We start from the raw sequence: 19,022 nt of genomic DNA, 5'->3' as shown, positions 1-19,022 counted from the left end.
AGTACGCGGATCGAGGCCTCATCAACGGGTCGCGCTTGAATGCGGCGCCTAAAACTCTTCGGGTTTGCTCGATCCCCAGCTCCGCTGGATGACCATCTGTTGCTTCTGCACCTTACGCCAGTTCGTTGGGCTTCCTGTCTACGCTGTCTTGACGCGCGCCTCCCTGAACATCTCTCCACTTGTCATCATCGCCCAGATAATTCGGGCAAGTTTGTTAGCCACAGCGACGGCCACGATCATAGGACGTCGTCGTTGTAATAAAGCGTCGATCCAAGCTCCCCCGACCTTTGCCCGAGCTTTGGGATACCGAACTATGTTCCTGGCACCGATGACGAGCAGATGACGCAGGTATGCATCTCCCTGTTTCGTAATCCCTCCCAATCGAGTGGCGCCGCCGCTGGAATTTTGACGCGGGGTCAGGCCCAGCCAGGCGGCAAACTCTCGGCCGGAGCGGAACATCCTCGCGTCCGGAATGGTTGCGGCGATGGCTGTAGATGTGATTGGGCCGACACCTGGAATCGACGACAGCAGATTTGAGACCGGATCTGAGCTCCCGATTTCCGCTAGCTTCGTCTCAATTCCGTCAATCTGCTTGTTGAGCTCTCCAACAGAGCTGATCAAACTGGTCAAAGCATACCGAGCATGTTCTGGCAACGAGGCCGCAACTTCCTCTATGATCGTGTCCCACCGCGTGGTGTAGCTGAGGGATAGCGAAGCCGCTCGCGAGCTCGGCCGCCAGACGCAGCGTCTTTGGCGTTATCCCGAGTAACTTCGCCGCACCGCCCAGATTAAGCCAGGGCTCGACCTCGTCGATCTGCGGACGGAAGACCGGAATCTTGCGATATGACCGCAGCGCGGTGACCCGCTCCCGTGTCCAGCGATTGCCATTGCCGGTCGTCAGTCCGTTGCGATTGAGGACACCGGCAATCACATCATCATTGGCGATCAAGATAAGCTGTCTCACAGCGTCGACAATGTCGTCAGGGGTTGCGTTTCTTTGGCCACGGCGTCGCTTCGGCAGGCGCAGCTCGGTGTGGACGCCGCCAACCCAATGAATGACGAGGACGATCTCAGAGGTTCCATCATCGAGATCGGCGACCACTTCATTGATGAGCGTGCGCACGATGCGCTTCTTCAGCCTTGCATCGGTTGTCGGCGCCGTCCAGACGGTGCGAAGGTTTGCCGCAAGTGCGGTTACCTGTGATGCGGACATGGGGAACGGCTGCGGCGTAACTGTCCGATGTTTGGCAATCTTGGCCTCGATCTCACCGACGCCAGTCAGCGCCTTGTTCCAGCGCGCCTCCAGCTCCGACGTTACAAGTCTGTTTTCCGGATCGGCCGCGTCATATTGCCGGAATGCCCGGTCGGCTACATAGCGTGCTGCCTCGAGGTCGCGCAGCAGGGCATCCTGAACCTGATCGCGTTGGCTGGCCATATTGCGTTCCGCCTCAACGGCGGCCGCGATGGCTCCCGGTTCGACCACGCCGAGCAGCGCCTCCTCGATCGCATCATCGACCCGCAGACCGCCGAAGGCGATGCAACGTGGTTCGCCACTATCGAGTAGACCACGCCAACAGGAATAGCGCGGGATGTTATGGTTGGCTCCTGTGTAACGAACCGTCAGCTTCCGGCCGCACCTTTTGCAGCGGAACAGGCCGGCAAGCAGAGCGTCGCCATGCTTCGGCGCTCCATGATGGCGACTGGCCGGTACATTGTCGCTGACCATCTTGCGGATCTCCTCCGCCCGTTCCCAACTGATGTAACCTTCGTGCGCGTCCGGGATCAGGGCAAGCCATTCATCACGCGCCTTGCGGCGAATTCCAGATCGGCCATCGTATCCCGGTACGGAACGACTCTTACCATAAGCATAAGCGCCGCCGTAGATCGGGTTCGCAATCATCCGGTGGATGGTGGCATAATTTGGCCTGCGCCAGATGACGTCACCGTTGGCGCACCTGACGGGCAGGTCCAACCCCTGCTCAAGGAACCATAGCAAGGCCTGCCGGGCACTCCCGAGTTCGGTGACCTTGTTGAAGACGAGTGCGATGGCTTCCTGGATGCGTCGGTCTGGATCCTTCTCGATCCTATCACCGGCCTTTACGAAGCCGGCCGGAACAGTGACGACGAGTTCACCGCGGCGAGCCTTCTCATAGCGGGCGGAAAGGGAACGCTGACGCAAGAGATCGAGTTCATATTCGTTGAGGCTGCCCTTCAAACCCAGGAGCAGGCGGTCGTTGCCCTGGCGGGGCGCATAAATTGCTTCCTGGTCGACCAGGACGGTATCGACAACGCGGCACATCTCGATGAGTTGCTGCCAATCGCGGCTGTTCCGGGCGAGCCGCGATACCTCACGCGCGGCCACGGCGCCAACCTTGCCAAGGCAGACTTCCGCCACCATCCGATCAAATCCAGCGCGGGTCACGCCGCCGGCGGCCGAACGACCAAGGTCGTCATCCACCGTCTCTATCTGTGACCATCCAAGCGCTGCCAGACGGTCGCGCATGGCGTACTGGAGGGCGCTGCTCTCTCGATTGTGCAGAACCTGGTGAGCCGAGGACTGCCGAACATAGAGGATGGCCTTCCGCTCCAGATGATGCGGCCCGATCTTCTCATGCATCATGACCGGCCTCCTTCTGTTGGGAGGCATGTCCGCACTTTGCGTGATCGACGAACAGCCGCACGATGAGCACCGTCAACGCTTGGCGAGTCTCCTCCGGCAACACCGACCATTGCGGCGTCCCTGCCGTCTTCCCCCGCTGCGGGGCCGAGAACAGATCGAACTGGCATGTCATGGGCTGGCGAGGCATGAACATCTCTCCGACTCGTTTCGTGAGAGACCAATGCTGCGCCCATTACCGAAGATTGCGATGACGCATCAGCGTCCTTCAGCAATCTTGCCAAAGTATGCAGGCTTGCGAGATCGACGTGCGGGACCGCCAAGCTGCGCCAACAACCACTCACCGATCGGTCGAACATCCACGACGGGACCTCAAGAAGTCGACCAGAAGAAGAACCAGAAAGGCTGCAGCGGAAAATATGCGTCCCTTTGGACACCGCATCATGCACGTGAACGAGCCGTCCGGACCAGGGATGCCACGGATACATAAGCTCGCGAACCTCGGTCCCGTGGGTGTTCTGTCGTCGTGTTGTACAACGAGTTCCGGCCACACAGCGCGATCGGCGACAAGGTGCCGATTTCGCTGATGAACGGCTCATCGGCACCCCCGCCGAGCTGAGCTTTAACCCCGGAAAATTCCAACTCCCGCTGGCCCAAAATCGGGGAGCACTTCAAAAAACCGCCGGAGCGAACTCAAAACTGGATAAAACTTGGGGGCAAGGTCACCGCTATCGAAAGTGGTGTTCCCTTGCTCGTTACGGCTCGCGATATCATCGCCGACTTCCATCACATGATCCGGTCCAAGGAGGAAAACCAGCTCGCGCCGTGGATCGACCGCGCTCGCAACAGTCTGCTTTCCTCCTTTGGCAATGGCGTGGCGAAAGACATGCAAGCAGTCCGGGCAGCGATCGTCTCACCATGGTCCAATGGACAAACCGAGGGGCAGATCACCAAGCTCAAGCTGGTAAAGCGCCAGATGTACGGACGCGGAAAGCTTGATCTTCTTCAAGCCCGCCTGATTGGCGCGACATGATGACCTGATGTGGTGGACGGCCTCCGCTCCCGGCATCGCAATGTGCCAAAGTGTGGCTGTCGAAAGTCACATAAGGGAGAGCCGTCCATGGAGAAGATTACCACAATTGGTCTGGATATCGCCAAGCATGTATTTCAGGTTCACGGGATCAATGGTGCCGGCGCGACGGTGAGCCGCCGCAAGCTGCGCCGCGACGATGTCGTTGGATTCTTCAAGGCATTGCCGCCATGCCTGATCGGAATCGAGGCATGCGCGACTGGACACCACTGGGCTCGGGTTCTTATGGCGCTGGGTCACGAGGTTCGGCTGATGCCGGCGTCTTACGTCAAGCCATACGTGAAGCGGCAGAAGAACGACGCGACAGATGCCGAGGCGATTTGCGAGGCGGTGACGCGGCCGACGATGCGCTTCGTTCCAGTGAAGAGCGAGGAGCAACAGGGCGTGCTGATGCTGCATCGGGTCCGCGAGCTTTTGATCCGGCAGCGGACAATGCTGGTGAACGCCTTGCGTGGCCACTTGGCGGAGTTCGGCATCGTAACGCGACAGGGCATTGCCGGCGTCGGAATGCTGATCGCGTTGGTCGACGACGATGATCACGATCTAATCCCGCCGCTTGCGCGGTCCGCGCTTCTTCCGCTGATCGGGCAGTTGCGGGAGGTGCACGAGAAGGTCAGCGAGCTGGATCGCCAAATTCATGCTTGGCATCGCTCGAACGAACTGAGCCGCCGCCTTGAGACGATCCCTGGAATTGGCCCGATCACTGCCAGCGCAATTGCCGCGACGGTGACCGACGCGTCGCTCTTCAAATCCGGCCGACAATTGGCGGCATGGATAGGCCTGGTGCCGCGGCAGAACTCATCGGGTGGCAAGGACCGCCTCGGAAGGATCAGCAAACAAGGCGATCCCTATCTCCGCCGGCTTCTCGTTGTGGGCGCGCACGCGGTGCTTCGTTTCAGCGGCAAAGCTAAAGTTGCACCGACGCGTTGGGCCGCCGAACTTCTGGTGAAGAAGCCGTACAACGTCGTCGCTGTTGCTTTGGCCAACAAGATGGCGCGGATCGTCTGGGCGTTGATGACGACGGGCAGGCGCTTTGAGGCGACCGCCGCCCTTTGAATGCTCACAGAGAATGCAGAAATTGGTGAGGTGCTGATGGCGTGATGGCGAACGGTCGAGCCGGGATCGGACAAACCCGATCAGTGGGTGCCGCTTGAAAGCGCGTTGACCTGTCTGGGATCCGATCAGCGGACTACATCAGGGCCAGCGGCATGAACGCGCCGCAATCAAAGGCCGTATACATGCCTGCACCCGACCAATCTGCCGGAAACACCACACTGCCCCTTGCCACGCGGAGGCCGTCCATACATGCCACTGAACTTTCATCCAGCGGCGGTTAGAGCCTCGGCGGCTTTGAATACGCCAAATGGCGCGGTGTGAGCAACCGGCGGAAACGCGAAGCTTTCATCTTGCGCAGCGTTGGAGCCGGTTGCGGCGATGGTCCCGGCATAGTCTGCCGGGGCCTGATATCCGAGCGATGAGTGCGGCCGGAAATGGTTATAATCCTCAGCCCATTCAGCGATGGCGCTGCGGGCATGATCGAGGCCGAAGAAGAGGCTCTCGTTGAGCAACTCGTCGCGCATGCGACCGTTGATGGGGAAGACGGCCCCGCTCCGAACCGGTTGGTCGTATGATGATGCGCCAACTCAAACAGGAGCCACTGATATGATCGCCAGCACGATAGGCCTTGATCTGGCCAAACATAATTTTCACGTCCATGCGGTGGATGCCGACGGTTCAGTGATCAAAACCGCGGCGCTCCGCCGAAGCGAGATGATCAAATTCTTCCGGGGTGCAAGGCCCTGCCTTGTCGGCGTGGAAGCTTGCGCCACCGCGCACTATTGGGCTCGGGAACTGATTAAGCTCGGTCACGAGGTTAGGTTGATACCGCCTTCGTATGTGAAGCCGTTTGTGCGGCGCGGCGCGAAGAATGATGCTGCGGACGCTGCAGCTATTTGTGAGGCTGTCAGGCGACCCGACATGCGCTTCGTTTCGATAAAATCCGAGGCTAACCAGAGCTTTCTGATGCTACATCGAGCGAGAGGTCTGCTGGTACGGCAACGGACCATGACGATATGTGCAATCCGCGCTCATCTTGCCGAATTCGGAATTATTTTTGGCCAAGGTCGACAATGCATAGAGACCATGATGCCGATGATAGAGGAAGTTGCGGCCTCGTTGCCAGAACATGCTCGGTATGCTTTGACCAGTTTGATCAGCTCTGTTGGAGAGCTCAACAAGCAGATTGACGGAATTGAGACGAAGCTAGCGGAAATCGGGAGCTCAGATCCGGTCTCAAATCTGCTGTCGTCGATTCCAGGTGTCGGCCCAATCACATCTACAGCCATCGCCGCAACCATTCCGGACGCGAGGATGTTCCGCTCCGGCCGAGAGTTTGCCGCCTGGCTGGGCCTGACCCCGCGTCAAAATTCCAGCGGCGGCGCCACTCGATTGGGAGGGATTACGAAACAGGGAGATGCATACCTGCGTCATCTGCTCGTCATCGGTGCCAGGAACATAGTTCGGTATCCCAAAGCTCGGGCAAAGGTCGGGGGAGCTTGGATCGACGCTTTATTACAACGACGACGTCCTATGATCGTGGCCGTCGCTGTGGCTAACAAACTTGCCCGAATTATCTGGGCGATGATGACAAGTGGAGAGATGTTCAGGGAGGCGCGCGTCAAGACAGCGTAGACAGGAAGCCCAACGAACTGGCGTAAGGTGCAGAAGCAACAGATGGTCATCCAGCGGAGCTGGGGATCGAGCAAACCCGAAGAGTTTTAGGCGCCGCATTCAAGCGCGACCCGTTGATGAGGCCTCGATCCGCGTACTCCATCAGGGCCAGCGACCATGGTCTCGGTCGCAGACAAAGGCCGAATACATGAACGCACCCGAGTGATGACTAAACTTGCAGAAAGCCTCTTGCGCCCGCGGGGCCGTCTATACATGAAACTCTCGACATAGCCGTTCTGCATTGGCTTTCCCGGCGCGATGTAGTGCCACTCGACCTTGTGATCCTTCGACCAGGCAAGAATGGCATTCGAGGTGAATTCGGTGCCGTTGTCGGAGACAAACATGTCAGGCCTGCCGCGTCGTTCGATCAGCGTCGTCAGTTCCCGAGCAACACGGCGACCGGAGATCGACGTGTCGGGGATTGCCGCCAGGCATTCGCGCGTCACATCATCGACAACGTTTAGCACCCGGAAGCGTCTACCGCAGGCAAACTGGTCGTGGACGAAATCCAGCGACCAGCGGGCATTGGCCTTCGCTTCGACCAGGATCGGCGCACGCGTGCCGACAGCACGCCGACGGGCCTTTCGCTTGCGAACAGAAAGCCCTTCCTCGCGATAAAGACGGTATATGCGATTGACCCCGGACGGCTCTCCGTCTCGCCGAAGCAGGATGAATAGCCGCCGGTAGCCGAAACGCCGTCGCTCATTAGCGAGGTCACGCAGCTTCGCTCGCAGATCGACCTCCGGCGGTCGACTGGACCGATAACGGATCGTCTTGCGGTCGGCGGATACGATCTGGCAGGCCCGCCGTTCCGAAAGACCCATGACGGCCTTCAGATGCGTGACGGCTTCACGCTTGGCGGCAGGCCCTACCATTTTTTTGCAAGAAGCTCGCGGAGCGCGGCTGCATCAAGCATCTGTTCGGCCAGCAGCTTCTTCAGCCTGGTATTCTCGTCCTCAAGCGCCTTCAGCCGCTTCGCCTCGGAGACTTTCTTGGCAGCTGCAGAGCCGACGACCCAGCCCTACGGTCTCCCTGACCTATTGCAAGAAACAACTGCCTGGAACATGAGCTTGATGGTCCGTTAGAGCCGACCGCTGAACCGCAGAACTCCTTCGGACGCCTCCCCGGCAATCAGTCACCCCATCACCGAGCCACGCTTGAGCCTGATGACTCCCACGCCGCTTTCGATAGCAATTCGGGTCCCAAAAGGCTGCGAGAGTGCTTGAAGACGCAAGAGGATAGACTTTGCCTGTGGTCCAGATGCCAAACTAGGAGTACCGCGGTTGGCGAATCGCTTCTGGAAACCAAGTTCAATAGGATAAAGCAACACCTCGGAAAGCTGGTTCTCCTGGAATAGACTCACGGCGATAACACTCTCGTAGTGGATGGGCTTTCCTAGCGCCCCGACGAAGCCGTCAATCGAAGGGTATCCCTTGGCCTGCTCATCGACTGTTACCTCGGCGTCCGTGTCGAGCCGAGGGTCTTTGCCGTAAACATCAAACATGTCAGCCCCGACCGGCGTCCGCAGATCGTCAAAGAAGAAATTGCCAACGCCATAAAATATCGGTCTGCCCTTATAAATTTCTATACCTCGCAGCAGGTGCGGTCCGTGTGCAATGTATGCGTCCGCTCCGGCATCGATCATTTTTCGCGCAAAAGGTTGCTCGAAATCCGCCGGTTCCTCGCTAACCAGCTCGCTCCAGTCGGGCTCATGACCGTGATTCGTGACGATGCAGAAGTCGGAAAACTGTTTACCGCGGCGAACGTTTCGCAGGACTCTGGCCTCGTCACTCGGATCTGCTTGATAGCTAAAACTCGGCTTGTCGCCTGCTACGAAAGCCTCCCCAAGGAGCACGACTCGGCCTGGGTCGCGTTCAGGCGAGGCATATCCTGGCAAAACATTCCGCACCCGCCTCAAGCGCTCAAGCGCATCCGGCGGAAGAGTTATGTTTCGCATCAAACGAAGCGCGTTCACACCCGGTCGACCGGGTGCCTCTCCCGCAGGATCGCAAGCCCGAGACATTGGCATGAAAGTAGTGGCAAATGAAACCAACGCCACCCGGCCCTTAGCGGTCTCCAAAAAGCGAGCGGCACCCGCTTGTGAAAGAGTCTCTCCAACACCCGCATGTGTGATCCCATTCTCGTCGAGCAGACGGCTCGTTTCCCGCATACCTTCGACACCCCAGTCAAGCGAGTGGTTATTCGCACGACTCATCAAATTGAATCCCATCGACTTCAAATCCCGGCCTAGATCCGGCACACTGATGTGGTAAGCGCCACCGTACTCAGCCTGCGGACTTCCTTTGAATGACCGGATATCGAAAATGAGCGTCTCCATGTTCCCGAAAGTTGCATCCGCCTTACTAAGGATCTCAACTATGCCCTGCAAGCCCACCGTGTTACCTTTGGTTAGCGGCCGCGACAGGATGAGATCGCCAACCGCCACCATTGTGAAGCCGTCCGCAACGTTGGTTTCGGTAGATCCGACATTGTCATATCCACCATCTCGGTGCGTTAGATGACCGTCGAGCTCGTGGGAGTGCTTTTCCATTGTCCTCTTCTCTTCTTGTCAGCGATTTGGAATGATACTTGGTCTCCGTGTCAGCGAAGCGGGGTCAAACCGCAGCACTGAGAGGAGACTTAGCAGCTGAGGTCGCGGAACGGATACGCCGGTTCCGGCAGTATGCACATTACAAGCCACGCCGTGGCCGTCTGTGGCCGTAGGGCATGACGTGTTCGGATTTCGTCTGTCGTCGTGGCGCTCTCCGTGTAAAACACGTAGCTATTTTCTACTCAATCCGCAGGTGGATAGGCATGCCCGCGACCCTTAAAATCCGAGACCGTAAAGCAACCTGCATCGTCCTGGCGGATGGCATCTGGACCGATCACCGCCTTCCCGTGCCCACCGGGAATGTCGAGGATGTAGGTTGGCTGGCACAGCCCCGAAATCCGGCCTCTCAAGCCTTCGACTAGAGCCCTGCCTTGCTCGATGGTCAGGCGGAAATGGCCTGTGCCGAGAGCAAGGTCCGGATGGTGGAGGTAATACGGCTTTACTCTCGCTTCCACGAAGGCGCGCATGAGGGCCGCAAGCGTGTCGCAGTCGGCGTTGACGCCCTTCAGCAGAACCGATTGACTGATCATCACAATGCCTGAGTCGACGAGCCGGCCGCAGGCCGCCCGAGCCGCGGGCGTAAGCTCGCGCGGATGATTGGCGTGGAGAGCCACATAGACCGCTTTCCCGCATGACTTCACGGCCGCAATCAAAGCCGGATCAATCCGCTCCGGCTCGATCACAGGAACGCGGGTGTGGAAGCGCACGATCTTCACGTGGTCGAAAGTAGCCAGCCGCTGCATGATTTTCGCGAGGGGGCGGGGCGAGATCATGAATGGTTCCCCGCCGGTGAGGATGACCTCCGAGATATCTAGGTGATTGGCGATATAGCCCAGGGCCCTGTCCATGGCCTCAGGTGATAGGGTGCCGAGCCCCTGGGGACCCACCATTTCGCGACGGAAGCAGAAGCGGCAATAAACCGGGCAGACATGGACGGCCTTGAGCAGCACCCGGTCAGGATAGCGGTGGACGATGCCTTCAACGGGGCTATGCGCAAGGTCCCCGATTGGGTCGTCGCGCTCCTCGGGCCTCGTGTTCAGCTCAGCCGCATCCGGCACGAATTGACGTGCGACGGGGTCGTTCGGATCGTCCCGGTCGATCAGCGCGGCCATGGCAGGGCTGATAGCTATGGCATAGCGCTGGGCTACGGCCTCGATACCTGCAAGGTCTTCAGCCTTAACGAGGCCAGTCTCGACCAGCTCCGCAGGCGTGCGGATGGGGCGGGTGTTGGTCAGTTTGACTTGAGGGCGTTGTCCTGACATTTGCTCTCCTCTCCTTTTTTGGCTGACGCGCTATTGGCTACGCGATGACTGCCGGATGGCGGCGGCTGCTACCGTTCTAGAACGGCGTTGTTCGTGCCAATCTCGTGGATCAAGTCGATACCCGGCAACATCGGGTCTCATATCGGCGATTGGTATTGTCATCGGCCTGATCCCTCTTCTACTTTGGATTCGCATCGATATTGACTTGAAACCACCCCTTCCCCCACCACGGTGGTGGTCGTTCAGCAGTGACCATCCCTAAATGGCGTTATCGTCCAATTCACCAGGTCGACGGCTTGCTGAAGTAGCGTCGCCGTTTGATCACGGCTCGGTGAAGCGGCGATGACATATCCTATGCAGTCTTCGGAATCGCCTTTCCTAATGATCGGCATTTTTGGCTGAGCATACAATTTTACCTCCGCGATACCGGGTATGGCCGCGGCCTGAGTGCCGCCGTCGATCCAATCGAGGGTGCCATCGAGATCAGGAATTAGGTACCGCCACGCCGCCGTATGCGAACGCTTTTTCAGCAGAGCGCATTTGCCACCGGTGGCAAGTTTAATGTGCTCGGTCACGAGATCGATACCATAAGCCAGGTTCACTAGTTGGGGACCGGCACCCAAACGAGGATTGACTTCAATGACCACTGGGCCACGCTTCGTCCACCGGAGTTCGATGTTCGCAGGCCCCCAGCCAAGGCCGAGAGCTTGCAAACAGCTCAACGACAGATCAACGATACGCTCATGCTCGTCTTTACCCAGCGGGGCTGGAAAGGTGACCTCCCGGAAGACGAAATGCGGCGGGCAGTCGAACTCAGCGGTACCAACTCCGACAACCTGATGTCCCATGGTGTCAACGTTATAATATTGGCCCTGCGCGAACTCTTCGATCAATATCTTGGGCGTGGATTGAGTTATGCGCGTTCCACCCAACAGATAAGCCGCATGTTTGGCTAACTCTTCCGCCGTGTGGCACAATCGGACACCGCTGCTGCCGCTGCCGACGACGGGCTTTATCACCACCGGCAGGCCGATTTCTGCGGCAGCGCATTCTACCTCCGTCGCATTCATTGCCACGCGATAGTCAGGTAGGGGAATGCCGGCTTGCGCAAGAAGCTGACGCTGAACGAACTTATCATGGCATTGTTCAATGGACGCGGGGTCGGGGCCCGGTAGACTGAAATGGCGGCAGAGCTTGCCAACTGTCACATAGACCGACTCATCAAGGCCGGAAAAGCCAGTAAGGCCCGCAATGGCATGGGTCAGTCTGAGCCGTGAATAGACGCTCTTCATCGCATCGAGGTCATTGGTATCGACCTGGACGGCCTCGGTGCCTTCAGCCGCTAGATAGCCGTACTGAGTGGGATCAATAGACATCGTGATTGGATAGAGACCCCGACGCTGAGCTGCTCGCACGTATAGCGGACCGATGCTCCGATGGCCTTCGATCAGGATAAGCGCTTTTGATGCCATTAGCGTTGACCTTTTTTCTTTGTCCAATGCTGTAGTCTGAGCGTGTCTAGCATGGGCGGCGTCAGTCTCGAAACCTACTGCACTGGGTAGTTTGACGTATCAGCTTGCGGCCCACAGCGCACCAAGGCGTCGCCCCAAAGGCAAAGCGGGTGTGAAATCGGTGATCTCGGCGGCAACCGTTTGCTCGCGACCCGGAAGACCGTGGCCCGCATCGACCGGCCCAGAACGGATTTTTCATGAGGTTGTGCCACGCCTGGGCGCGAGCCAAAGCTAACGTCCGCGGCGCTGACGACTTCATCCAATCGCGGCCTCACTCTCAAACTTTCAGAGCGCCCAAATACCGACAGCGCTCCAATAGGTGCCGCCTAGCGCAGTCTCAGTCATCTGGCGAACGGCGGAAATGCCGGTCGCCAGGTTGAGGGAGGAGAGCTCGTGGTCCGGTCTCATCCGTCGACTGCCTGGTTCAGGAGCGGGCGATGTGCCGAGCTGCATCGGGAGGTAGGGCACTTCCGAAACTCTGGGACTAGCGGCAAGAGGCGCCTTCCCTTTCCACTCGCCGTGGGGCGCCCTCCTCTACACTGTGGGAAGCGTCGGGCGGAACGCGGAACCTTCGCCACCGCGCATGCTCGACGTGAGGTTCGTGCGGCTATGGAAGGGCATTTCGTTTTTCTGACGGGAAGCCGAGGCTTCTGTTTCGATGGACCCGGGTTTGCCTCCGCTTGCCTTGCCGATGCCCCCGTGCCGACCCCTTTGCCGAACTCTGCCCTGCCTCTGTTGGCGGAGAACGATCTCTTCCCTCTGGGTGTCATCTTGTTTCCTTGGTGTCTGAGACCATGTGGGTTGTTCGGAAAAATGGATACGCAACAGAATGCGGGCGCCGGAGTAATCGAGCAAAATTTGGACCAGGTCGCAGGAGTGACCAAAATAACAGATGAGCGACTACAAAGGGGCAGCGAAATGCTCGCCGCCTTTCCAAGGCCAAGAGCCTATGGGCCGACAAGGGCTATGACGCCGACTGGTTTCGAGACGCCTTGGCCCCACGCAAGATAACGGCCTGCATTCCATCTCCGATAAGGCCCAGCTCATGAATTCGCCCCAACAGGGCCGGCGGCAAGTATAAAACATTCCTTTGACTACATTGCGGAGCATCTTTCGCTGAGGAAAGCAGTACTTTAAGAAGGCGAAGGGATCAGCTGTCTGATCGGCGCGAGTGACGGGGTTGCCGGCTGGCCGGACTGCGGTTTCAGAAAGCGCGCCGGCTTTGCAACCAGGGTTTCGACCATTTCCCGGAATTGGGGGCGAGATTATTTCGGAACCAGGGGACGGATTACCTCGGGATTTTCACACTGGTCAGATGGTTTACACGGCTTGAGTTCCGAATAGGCAATTTGGGCCTTCTGCTGGCAATGGATCTCACCGCTTTCCACGCATTCGGATCGATCGATCGCACTATCTGCTTGTTTTTTGGAGGTTCACGGGTAGCGTTCAATGCATGCTCACCATTGTGGCCGCCTGCGCCATTGCGGCTTTTGCGATTCTCGCTGTCTCCGGAAGTCAGTTTCCATGCAATCCGAGGGTATTGTTGTGGAGGCGTAAGCAGTGAATTAATCCGCATGTGGTGACGTCCTCCACAACTACGCCGTTACGGAAGTCACCAATCTACTCGGATCCCTGGTGGCGGTGTTGCGGCGCGTTCACGAAATGTCACGCTGAGCACCTCCAGCAGGCCATGCTGCATGGGTGGAGGTTTTTACCACGCATGAGGCGCCGCATGCTCTCAAATCCTCACTAGCTGGAAAGGTGTTCATGGGCCTGCGAACAGGCGCGATCAACTACCAGATGCGATAGTATCCGCGCTGCCCGAAAAATCCTAGACCTCATGTTATCGCGCGCACTAGTTCGGAGGACCGGCTGATGCCCGCCTACAATCAAACCGCGATATCGCACATAGGGAAGGTCAATCGTCAATGCCAAGAAGAGCACTCATCCTGGTTGAGGGTGCAAGCAACGGTCCGCTCTACGTCCGAGCAGCCCGTCAGCGTGACCTTCATCCAATCACCCTCTCGGCTGATCCGGCCCAATACGACTACATTGCGGCGGAAGGCACCGAGGCCATCCGGCTCGATACCACTGATCTCGAGGCGCTGATCAGTGAGTGTTCCCGGCTCCGCCAGACCTATGATATTGCTGGCATTACGAGCGCTCAAGAAGCGTTCTACGCGACAGTTGGGAAGCTCTGCCAGCATTTCGATCTACCCGGACCGAATCCCTCATCAATCGAACGATGCTGCGATAAATTCACTCAACGTCAGCTTCTCGCGGGGGCCAACGTTCCCGTACCTTCTTATCAACTGGCGGAGAGTGCGACAGACGTAGAAAGCGCAGCCGCTGAAATCGGCCTGCCGGTGGTGATAAAGCCCGTCGTCGGCATCGGCAGCAGCGGTGTCCGATTGTGCCGCACGGCGGAAGAGTTAGCCAAACATGCGGCTTATCTGTTGGGTGGAACGCGCATAACTCAATCCACGCCCAAGATATTGATCGAAGAGTTCGCGCAGGGCCAATATTATAACGTTGACACCATGGGACATCAGGTTGTCGGAGTTGGTACCGCTGAGTTCGACTGCCCGCCGCATTTCGTCTTCCGGGAGGTCACCTTTCCAGCCCCGCTGGGTAAAGACGAGCATGAGCGTATCGTTGATCTGTCGTTGAGCTGTTTGCAAGCTCTCGGCCTTGGCTGGGGGCCTGCGAACATCGAACTCCGGTGGACGAAGCGTGGCCCAGTGGTCATTGAAGTCAATCCTCGTTTGGGTGCCGGTCCCCAACTAGTGAACCTGGCTTATGGTATCGATCTCGTGACCGAGCACATTAAACTTGCCACCGGTGGCAAATGCGCTCTGCTGAAAAAGCGTTCGCATACGGCGGCGTGGCGGTACCTAATTCCTGATCTCGATGGCACCCTCGATTGGATCGACGGCGGCACTCAGGCCGCGGCCATACCCGGTATCGCGGAGGTAAAATTGTATGCTCAGCCAAAAATGCCGATCATTAGGAAAGGCGATTCCGAAGACTGCATAGGATATGTCATCGCCGCTTCACCGAGCCCTACTCAGACCGCGGCGATTCTTCAAAGTGCCGTTGACTTGATCAGTTGGTCGGTCACGCCATTTCCGACAACTGGCGAATAGACAATCTGGCACTGCTTCCTCCACGGACCAGTGAAGATGGGAGCCTTTGTCGACGCGGTGGTTGAACTCAACGAATTGCCGGAGATTTATGGTGTCGTCAAACGCTAAAGCGCGAATGTTGAAGCGCGCCGCCGCAGATATTTCAAGCGGCATGACTGTCAATCTGGGCATTGGCCTGCCGACCGAGGTTCTGCAATATGTATCGCCTGGCACCCCTGTCTGCCTGCATTCGGAAAACGGCATCGCGGGGGTTGGCCCAGTCTTGTGTCCAGAGAACGCCGACCGCAATTTGATCGATGCGGGTGGCGCCTATGTCTCGATCATACCCGGCACCGCATTTTTTAACAGTGCGGTAAGTTTCGCCATCGTCCGATCTGGGCGGCTAGACCTGAGCCTCCTCGGAGCCTTTCAGGTGGCGGCAAACGGCGATCTGGCGAACTGGAAGATACCCGGCAAATTCTCGCCAGGGATGGGGGGGGGCGATAGAACTGGCACAGAAAGCTCGTCGGGTGGGGGTTGTCATGATGCACACCGACAGCAAGGGCAATCCGAAGATCCTTAGCCAATGCAATTTGCCGCTCACGGCCGCGGGTCGCGTGAACCGGATCTACACCGATATGGCAGTCTTCGACGTCAGCGTCGAATGCCTGGATCCGCGCGAAATGGCCGAAGGTATCGCCTTTGCCGAGCTTCGTGCAGCCGCCGGCGCCCTTTCCAAATCCCGGATCAGCATTTGCCGAGGTTCTAAGTGGAAAGGACTTCAATACTTCGTGCTGTTGATGCATGCGTCGATCACGAGTTGGAATTTCTGACAGAACTGTTTGCGCCCGGGCTGCTGGAATGGCGCCGACGAGGTGCGCGATTTGCAGGTTAGCATGTGCATTGGCTTGAGTATGAGAGCTGCGGCGCTGCGTCCTACATCCACATCTCACAAACGCGCTCCTTGCCATTGGATAGAAAGGATCATTCATGACATCAGGATTGTCATTTCGGGTAGCCGAGTTTGAGGATCTCGATGAGATCCTGTTGATGCTTCGGCTGCTGGCCGAATCCCTCGGCGTTATCGGGTGCTTCAAATGCACTCGGGACGATATCGAAATCGCCGGCTTCGGTCCTCGATGCGAGTTCACCGTGATGCTGGCCGAGCTCGAGGGCAAGATCGCAGCCATCTGCCTCTACTTCCCGGTGTTTTCTACTTGGATGGGCAAGCCGGGCCTATATATTCAAGATCTGTTCGTTCACAAGGAATTCCGCAGCGCCAGGGTTGGTGAAAAGCTGTTGCGACACGTCGCCCGGATCGCGGGTAGTAGTGGCTACCGTTATCTTCGCCTGACCGTTAATCATGGCAACTTGGGAGGTGAGCGCTTCTACATCCGGCATGGATTCGAGCCGGTGAACGATGAGACGAGCTACCAACTCCATGGTATAGCATTCGACAATTTTTGTGACAGCGGGAAATGATGCTTCCGGGACTACACAAACGGCATTTTACCAAGCCGGAGGCTTCTGTCATGGCGACTGTCGATCACGATGGAAGCCGCTTTTTGCATAGAGGCGGTTGAATTCCAATTTGGATTGACGGCAACGGTGCGTGCCTGGACAATGTCTTCGTCGAGCCGTCGAGCCGTCGAGCCCTCGAGCGGTTCTGGCGTTCGATCAAATACGAGGAAGTCTACCTCCACGCCTACAGGTCCGTGTCCGAGGCGGGCGAAGCGCGATACCTCACGAGCGACTACGGGGCCAACCTTGCCAAGCAGACATCCGCCACCATAGGGTCAAATCCAGCGCGGATCACGCCACCGGCGGCCGAACGAGCAAGGTTGTTGGAAAAGCTTTCCAAAGCGGCATTGTCCCAGGCATTTCCAGACCGGCGCATCGAGCAGGTGATGAGTTGATCGCCAGAGGCGCTGGGAGTGCTAGCAAGTGTATTGGGTTACCCTGGTCCGAATGGTACAGCAGCGGATCCAGCTCCTCCTGTGCCGGACGGCCATGATCAGCGCGTCGGCTACTAGATGGGAGTCATACTTGCATTCATCGATCAGCCAACCACACGGCGGGAGAACAGATCCAGATTGGTCAAAAGCTCTTTGACGGACTACCGCAGTAACGGCGCCCGTGCGTCGAGGAAATCGCCGACGGCAGTTGTGAACTGTGCAAGGTCCTGTTCCGTCGTCGGCAAACTCAGCGCCATCATGCCGCGGCGCGCGATGTAGACCCCCGAGTCGAGCATGTCGAAGAAGAACAGCTCTTTGAGAGCCTCCTCCTTCGAGGTGATGGCGTAGGGGCGATCGATCTTGTTGCGACGAAAGTGGACCGTGGCGAGCGAGCCGAGGCCACTAAACTGCAGCGGTACGCCGGCCCTGTCAGACATCGCGTTGAGTTGCTCGCGTAGGCCCTCCCCTAGCGCAAACAGCTCGGCGGCCGCTGTGGCCGTAAACACTTCTTCCATTGCGGCGATCCCTGCAGCCATGGACATGACGTTGTTGTTGAATGTGCCGGCATGGGGCACACTGGAGACGAAGATGTCCATGATGTCGTGCCTTCCACCGAACGCACCGAAGCTCATGCCGCCGCCGATATATTTTCCTAGCGTGGTCATGTCAGGCAAGATACCGAGACGCTGCTGCAGACCGCCTGCCGACATGCGCGAGGTCATTACCTCGTCAAAAATCAGGATCGCACCGACACCGCGTGCAGCCTCGGCGATGGCAGCCAGAAAGAAAGGATCGGCTGCGATGCAGCCCCCGCTACCAAGCATTGGCTCCACTATGACAGCTGCAAGCTCCCCCGCTGCCGAGCGGATGGCGCCCACGGTGCCGTCGATGTCGTTGTAGTTACATAGTGTCACCGGGAACGTCGCATTGATTGGGTTGAAACCGGTGGCGGGGTAGTACAGGAGGCTGCCGTGATAGCCGCCGCGAAACGCAATGATGCGGCTGCGCCCTGTCACTACCTGCGCGACGCTGAGCGCGATCAGGTTGGCCTCGGTGCCACTGTTGGTGAAGCGGATCATGTCAATGGACGGAAAGCGGCTGCAGAGAATTCTTGCAAAGCGCTGCTCGGCCTCCCCCACAGCGGCTAGGCTCAGTCCCCGCGCCAAAGCGCCGTGTAGAGCCGCACGGATGCGGCTGTCGCTGTGGCCAAAAAGGCCAGCGGTGTATTCTCCACACAAGTCCAGGTAGATGTTGTCATCGACGTCCCGAAGACGGCAGCCCTCGCCCCGCGCCATGGCGGTTGGAAAAGGCGCGTAGGCAAGCACGGTCCGGGTGTTGCCACCAGGGAGAACCTCTACCGCCGCGCGATGCAGCGCCGCACTCTTCGGGCGCTTTGCAGTGTAGCGCTCCCGTGCTTCGAGCAAGGCGGCGTCGAGGGAAGAATTCTGGTGGCCGGGGCTTTGAAGCATCACACGTTGGTCTCACTATGGCTGGACAGGATCATGCAATTGCACTTCTGGATCTACTAAGGGCTTAAAACACAGCGCGTCCGGACGGAAGAATTGCGAGCGCATGACACACGATCAAGGGTTGGTTTGGCCGCAAGAGCGGCGTTTAGTTTCCACTGCGGCAAACTCCTCAAATGCCGTGCCGTAAAGACCGTAGCTGGTCTCATTGTTCAGCGCCTCAAATCCATGCCGAAGATAGAAACGAGCACCCGCCTCGTTGCCATTATCAACTGTCAGGCGAAGATAACGGTAACCATCATGGTACGCGGTCCGGCCGACGTGGCGCAGCAGTTTTTCACCGACCCGATCATCGCGGAATTCCTCGTGAACAAACAGGTCTTGGATATACAGCCCCGCCTTTCCCATCCAGGTAGAAAAGATCGGAAAATAGAGAGACATCCCAGCAATCGTGTCGTCGACCTCGGCGAGCATCACTGTAAACTCGCGCCGGGGACCGAACCCAGCGGTTTCGATATCTTCTTTGGTGCATTTCAAGTGCTCGGGAACGCCAAGTGATTCAGCGAGCAAACGTAGTGCCCGCATAATCTCCTGGCTGTCCCCACGTTCGGCTACGCGAAAAGACACTACAGTCGACATAAACTACCCTTTCTGC

The 19,022-nt window shown here is 58.1% G+C and carries 12 protein-coding genes and 8 pseudogenes; 8 read left to right on the top strand and 12 right to left on the bottom strand.

Annotation, left to right across the window (positions count from 1 at the left end; genetic code table 11):
- Positions 1-138: 138 nt before the first annotated feature.
- The 3 genes and pseudogenes from J2J98_RS26455 to J2J98_RS26445 form a co-directional block, all read right to left on the bottom strand.
- Positions 139-675, bottom strand: a pseudogene (locus tag J2J98_RS26455) (IS110 family RNA-guided transposase); the annotation flags it as partial.
- Positions 584-2,620: a recombinase family protein gene (locus tag J2J98_RS26450; RefSeq protein WP_246569475.1), complete on the bottom strand. Its 2,037-nt coding sequence runs from the start codon at positions 2,618-2,620 to the stop codon at positions 584-586. The gene J2J98_RS26450 and the pseudogene J2J98_RS26455, both read right to left, overlap by 92 nt.
- Positions 2,610-2,807: a hypothetical protein gene (locus J2J98_RS26445; RefSeq protein ID WP_207603932.1), complete on the bottom strand. Its 198-nt coding sequence runs from the start codon at positions 2,805-2,807 to the stop codon at positions 2,610-2,612. Before J2J98_RS26445 ends, J2J98_RS26450 begins: the two co-directional genes overlap by 11 nt.
- Positions 2,808-3,338: 531 nt before the next feature.
- Here J2J98_RS26445 and J2J98_RS26440 point away from each other — a divergent pair.
- Both J2J98_RS26440 and J2J98_RS26435 read left to right on the top strand, forming a co-directional pair.
- Positions 3,339-3,650, top strand: a pseudogene (locus tag J2J98_RS26440) (transposase); the annotation flags it as partial.
- 87 nt (positions 3,651-3,737) lie between these two features.
- On the top strand, positions 3,738-4,763 hold the full coding sequence (locus J2J98_RS26435; protein WP_207603971.1) for an IS110 family RNA-guided transposase: 1,026 nt from the start codon (positions 3,738-3,740) through the stop codon (positions 4,761-4,763).
- A 263-nt stretch (positions 4,764-5,026) separates the two neighbouring features.
- Here the strand turns inward: J2J98_RS26435 and J2J98_RS26430 are convergent.
- A pseudogene (locus J2J98_RS26430) lies at positions 5,027-5,308 on the bottom strand (integrase core domain-containing protein); the annotation flags it as partial.
- 61 nt (positions 5,309-5,369) lie between these two features.
- On the opposite strand from J2J98_RS26430, the gene J2J98_RS26425 reads away from it, so the two are divergent.
- Positions 5,370-6,398, top strand: coding sequence for an IS110 family RNA-guided transposase (locus J2J98_RS26425; protein ID WP_207603931.1), 1,029 nt, complete (start codon positions 5,370-5,372; stop codon positions 6,396-6,398).
- A 254-nt stretch (positions 6,399-6,652) separates the two neighbouring features.
- Here the strand turns inward: J2J98_RS26425 and J2J98_RS26420 are convergent.
- The 5 genes and pseudogenes from J2J98_RS26420 to J2J98_RS30730 all read right to left on the bottom strand — a co-directional run.
- Positions 6,653-7,428 (bottom strand): annotated as a pseudogene (locus J2J98_RS26420) (IS3 family transposase); the annotation flags it as partial.
- A gap of 144 nt (positions 7,429-7,572) precedes the next feature.
- The gene (locus tag J2J98_RS26415; protein ID WP_207603930.1) at positions 7,573-8,988 is read right to left on the bottom strand and encodes a CapA family protein; all 1,416 of its coding nucleotides are present in this window, start codon (positions 8,986-8,988) and stop codon (positions 7,573-7,575) included.
- Positions 8,989-9,230: 242 nt separating this feature from the next.
- Positions 9,231-10,283: a lysine-2,3-aminomutase-like protein gene (locus tag J2J98_RS26410; RefSeq protein ID WP_207603970.1), complete on the bottom strand. Its 1,053-nt coding sequence runs from the start codon at positions 10,281-10,283 to the stop codon at positions 9,231-9,233.
- A gap of 269 nt (positions 10,284-10,552) precedes the next feature.
- The gene (locus J2J98_RS26405) at positions 10,553-11,782 is read right to left on the bottom strand and encodes an ATP-grasp domain-containing protein (RefSeq protein ID WP_207603929.1); all 1,230 of its coding nucleotides are present in this window, start codon (positions 11,780-11,782) and stop codon (positions 10,553-10,555) included.
- Between the two features lie 324 nt (positions 11,783-12,106).
- Complete coding sequence (locus J2J98_RS30730; protein WP_259665026.1) at positions 12,107-12,229, bottom strand: hypothetical protein; 123 nt, start codon at positions 12,227-12,229, stop codon at positions 12,107-12,109.
- A gap of 481 nt (positions 12,230-12,710) precedes the next feature.
- Here J2J98_RS30730 and J2J98_RS30505 point away from each other — a divergent pair.
- The 5 genes and pseudogenes from J2J98_RS30505 to J2J98_RS26385 all read left to right on the top strand — a co-directional run.
- Positions 12,711-12,846 (top strand): annotated as a pseudogene (locus J2J98_RS30505) (IS5/IS1182 family transposase); the annotation flags it as partial.
- Positions 12,847-13,749: 903 nt separating this feature from the next.
- A complete protein-coding gene (locus J2J98_RS26400; protein ID WP_207603928.1) occupies positions 13,750-14,967 on the top strand; it encodes an ATP-grasp domain-containing protein in 1,218 nt (405 codons plus the stop codon).
- 115 nt (positions 14,968-15,082) lie between these two features.
- Positions 15,083-15,715: pseudogene (locus J2J98_RS26395) on the top strand (3-oxoacid CoA-transferase subunit B).
- 221 nt (positions 15,716-15,936) lie between these two features.
- Positions 15,937-16,428, top strand: coding sequence for a GNAT family N-acetyltransferase (locus J2J98_RS26390; protein ID WP_207603927.1), 492 nt, complete (start codon positions 15,937-15,939; stop codon positions 16,426-16,428).
- A 33-nt stretch (positions 16,429-16,461) separates the two neighbouring features.
- Positions 16,462-16,691, top strand: a pseudogene (locus J2J98_RS26385) (hypothetical protein); the annotation flags it as partial.
- A gap of 92 nt (positions 16,692-16,783) precedes the next feature.
- Here the strand turns inward: J2J98_RS26385 and J2J98_RS30500 are convergent.
- The 3 genes and pseudogenes from J2J98_RS30500 to J2J98_RS26375 all read right to left on the bottom strand — a co-directional run.
- Positions 16,784-17,038: pseudogene (locus J2J98_RS30500) on the bottom strand (DDE-type integrase/transposase/recombinase); the annotation flags it as partial.
- Between the two features lie 24 nt (positions 17,039-17,062).
- The gene (locus tag J2J98_RS26380; protein ID WP_207603926.1) at positions 17,063-18,373 is read right to left on the bottom strand and encodes an aspartate aminotransferase family protein; all 1,311 of its coding nucleotides are present in this window, start codon (positions 18,371-18,373) and stop codon (positions 17,063-17,065) included.
- Positions 18,374-18,484: 111 nt separating this feature from the next.
- Complete coding sequence (locus tag J2J98_RS26375; protein ID WP_207603925.1) at positions 18,485-19,006, bottom strand: GNAT family N-acetyltransferase; 522 nt, start codon at positions 19,004-19,006, stop codon at positions 18,485-18,487.
- Between the last annotated feature and the right edge of the window lie 16 nt (positions 19,007-19,022).

Source organism: Rhizobium bangladeshense (assembly GCF_017357245.1).
Taxonomy (GTDB): Bacteria; Pseudomonadota; Alphaproteobacteria; order Rhizobiales; family Rhizobiaceae; genus Rhizobium; species Rhizobium bangladeshense.
The sequence above is the reverse complement of the archived record's forward strand: the minus strand, read 5'-3'. Positions and strand labels throughout refer to the sequence as shown.

What these genes read in the sequence shown, in the direction of transcription:
- J2J98_RS26450 (WP_246569475.1), bottom strand. Translation starts at nt 2,620, where the DNA reads ATGATGCATGAGAAGATCGGGCCGCATCATCTGGAGCGGAAGGCCATC.
- J2J98_RS26445 (WP_207603932.1), bottom strand. Translation starts at nt 2,807, where the DNA reads ATGCCTCGCCAGCCCATGACATGCCAGTTCGATCTGTTCTCGGCCCCG.
- J2J98_RS26435 (WP_207603971.1), top strand. Translation starts at nt 3,738, where the DNA reads ATGGAGAAGATTACCACAATTGGTCTGGATATCGCCAAGCATGTATTT.
- J2J98_RS26425 (WP_207603931.1), top strand. Translation starts at nt 5,370, where the DNA reads ATGATCGCCAGCACGATAGGCCTTGATCTGGCCAAACATAATTTTCAC.
- J2J98_RS26415 (WP_207603930.1), bottom strand. Translation starts at nt 8,988, where the DNA reads ATGGAAAAGCACTCCCACGAGCTCGACGGTCATCTAACGCACCGAGAT.
- J2J98_RS26405 (WP_207603929.1), bottom strand. Translation starts at nt 11,782, where the DNA reads ATGGCATCAAAAGCGCTTATCCTGATCGAAGGCCATCGGAGCATCGGT.
- J2J98_RS30730 (WP_259665026.1), bottom strand. Translation starts at nt 12,229, where the DNA reads ATGAGACCGGACCACGAGCTCTCCTCCCTCAACCTGGCGACCGGCATT.
- J2J98_RS26400 (WP_207603928.1), top strand. Translation starts at nt 13,750, where the DNA reads ATGCCAAGAAGAGCACTCATCCTGGTTGAGGGTGCAAGCAACGGTCCG.
- J2J98_RS26390 (WP_207603927.1), top strand. Translation starts at nt 15,937, where the DNA reads ATGACATCAGGATTGTCATTTCGGGTAGCCGAGTTTGAGGATCTCGAT.
- J2J98_RS26375 (WP_207603925.1), bottom strand. Translation starts at nt 19,006, where the DNA reads ATGTCGACTGTAGTGTCTTTTCGCGTAGCCGAACGTGGGGACAGCCAG.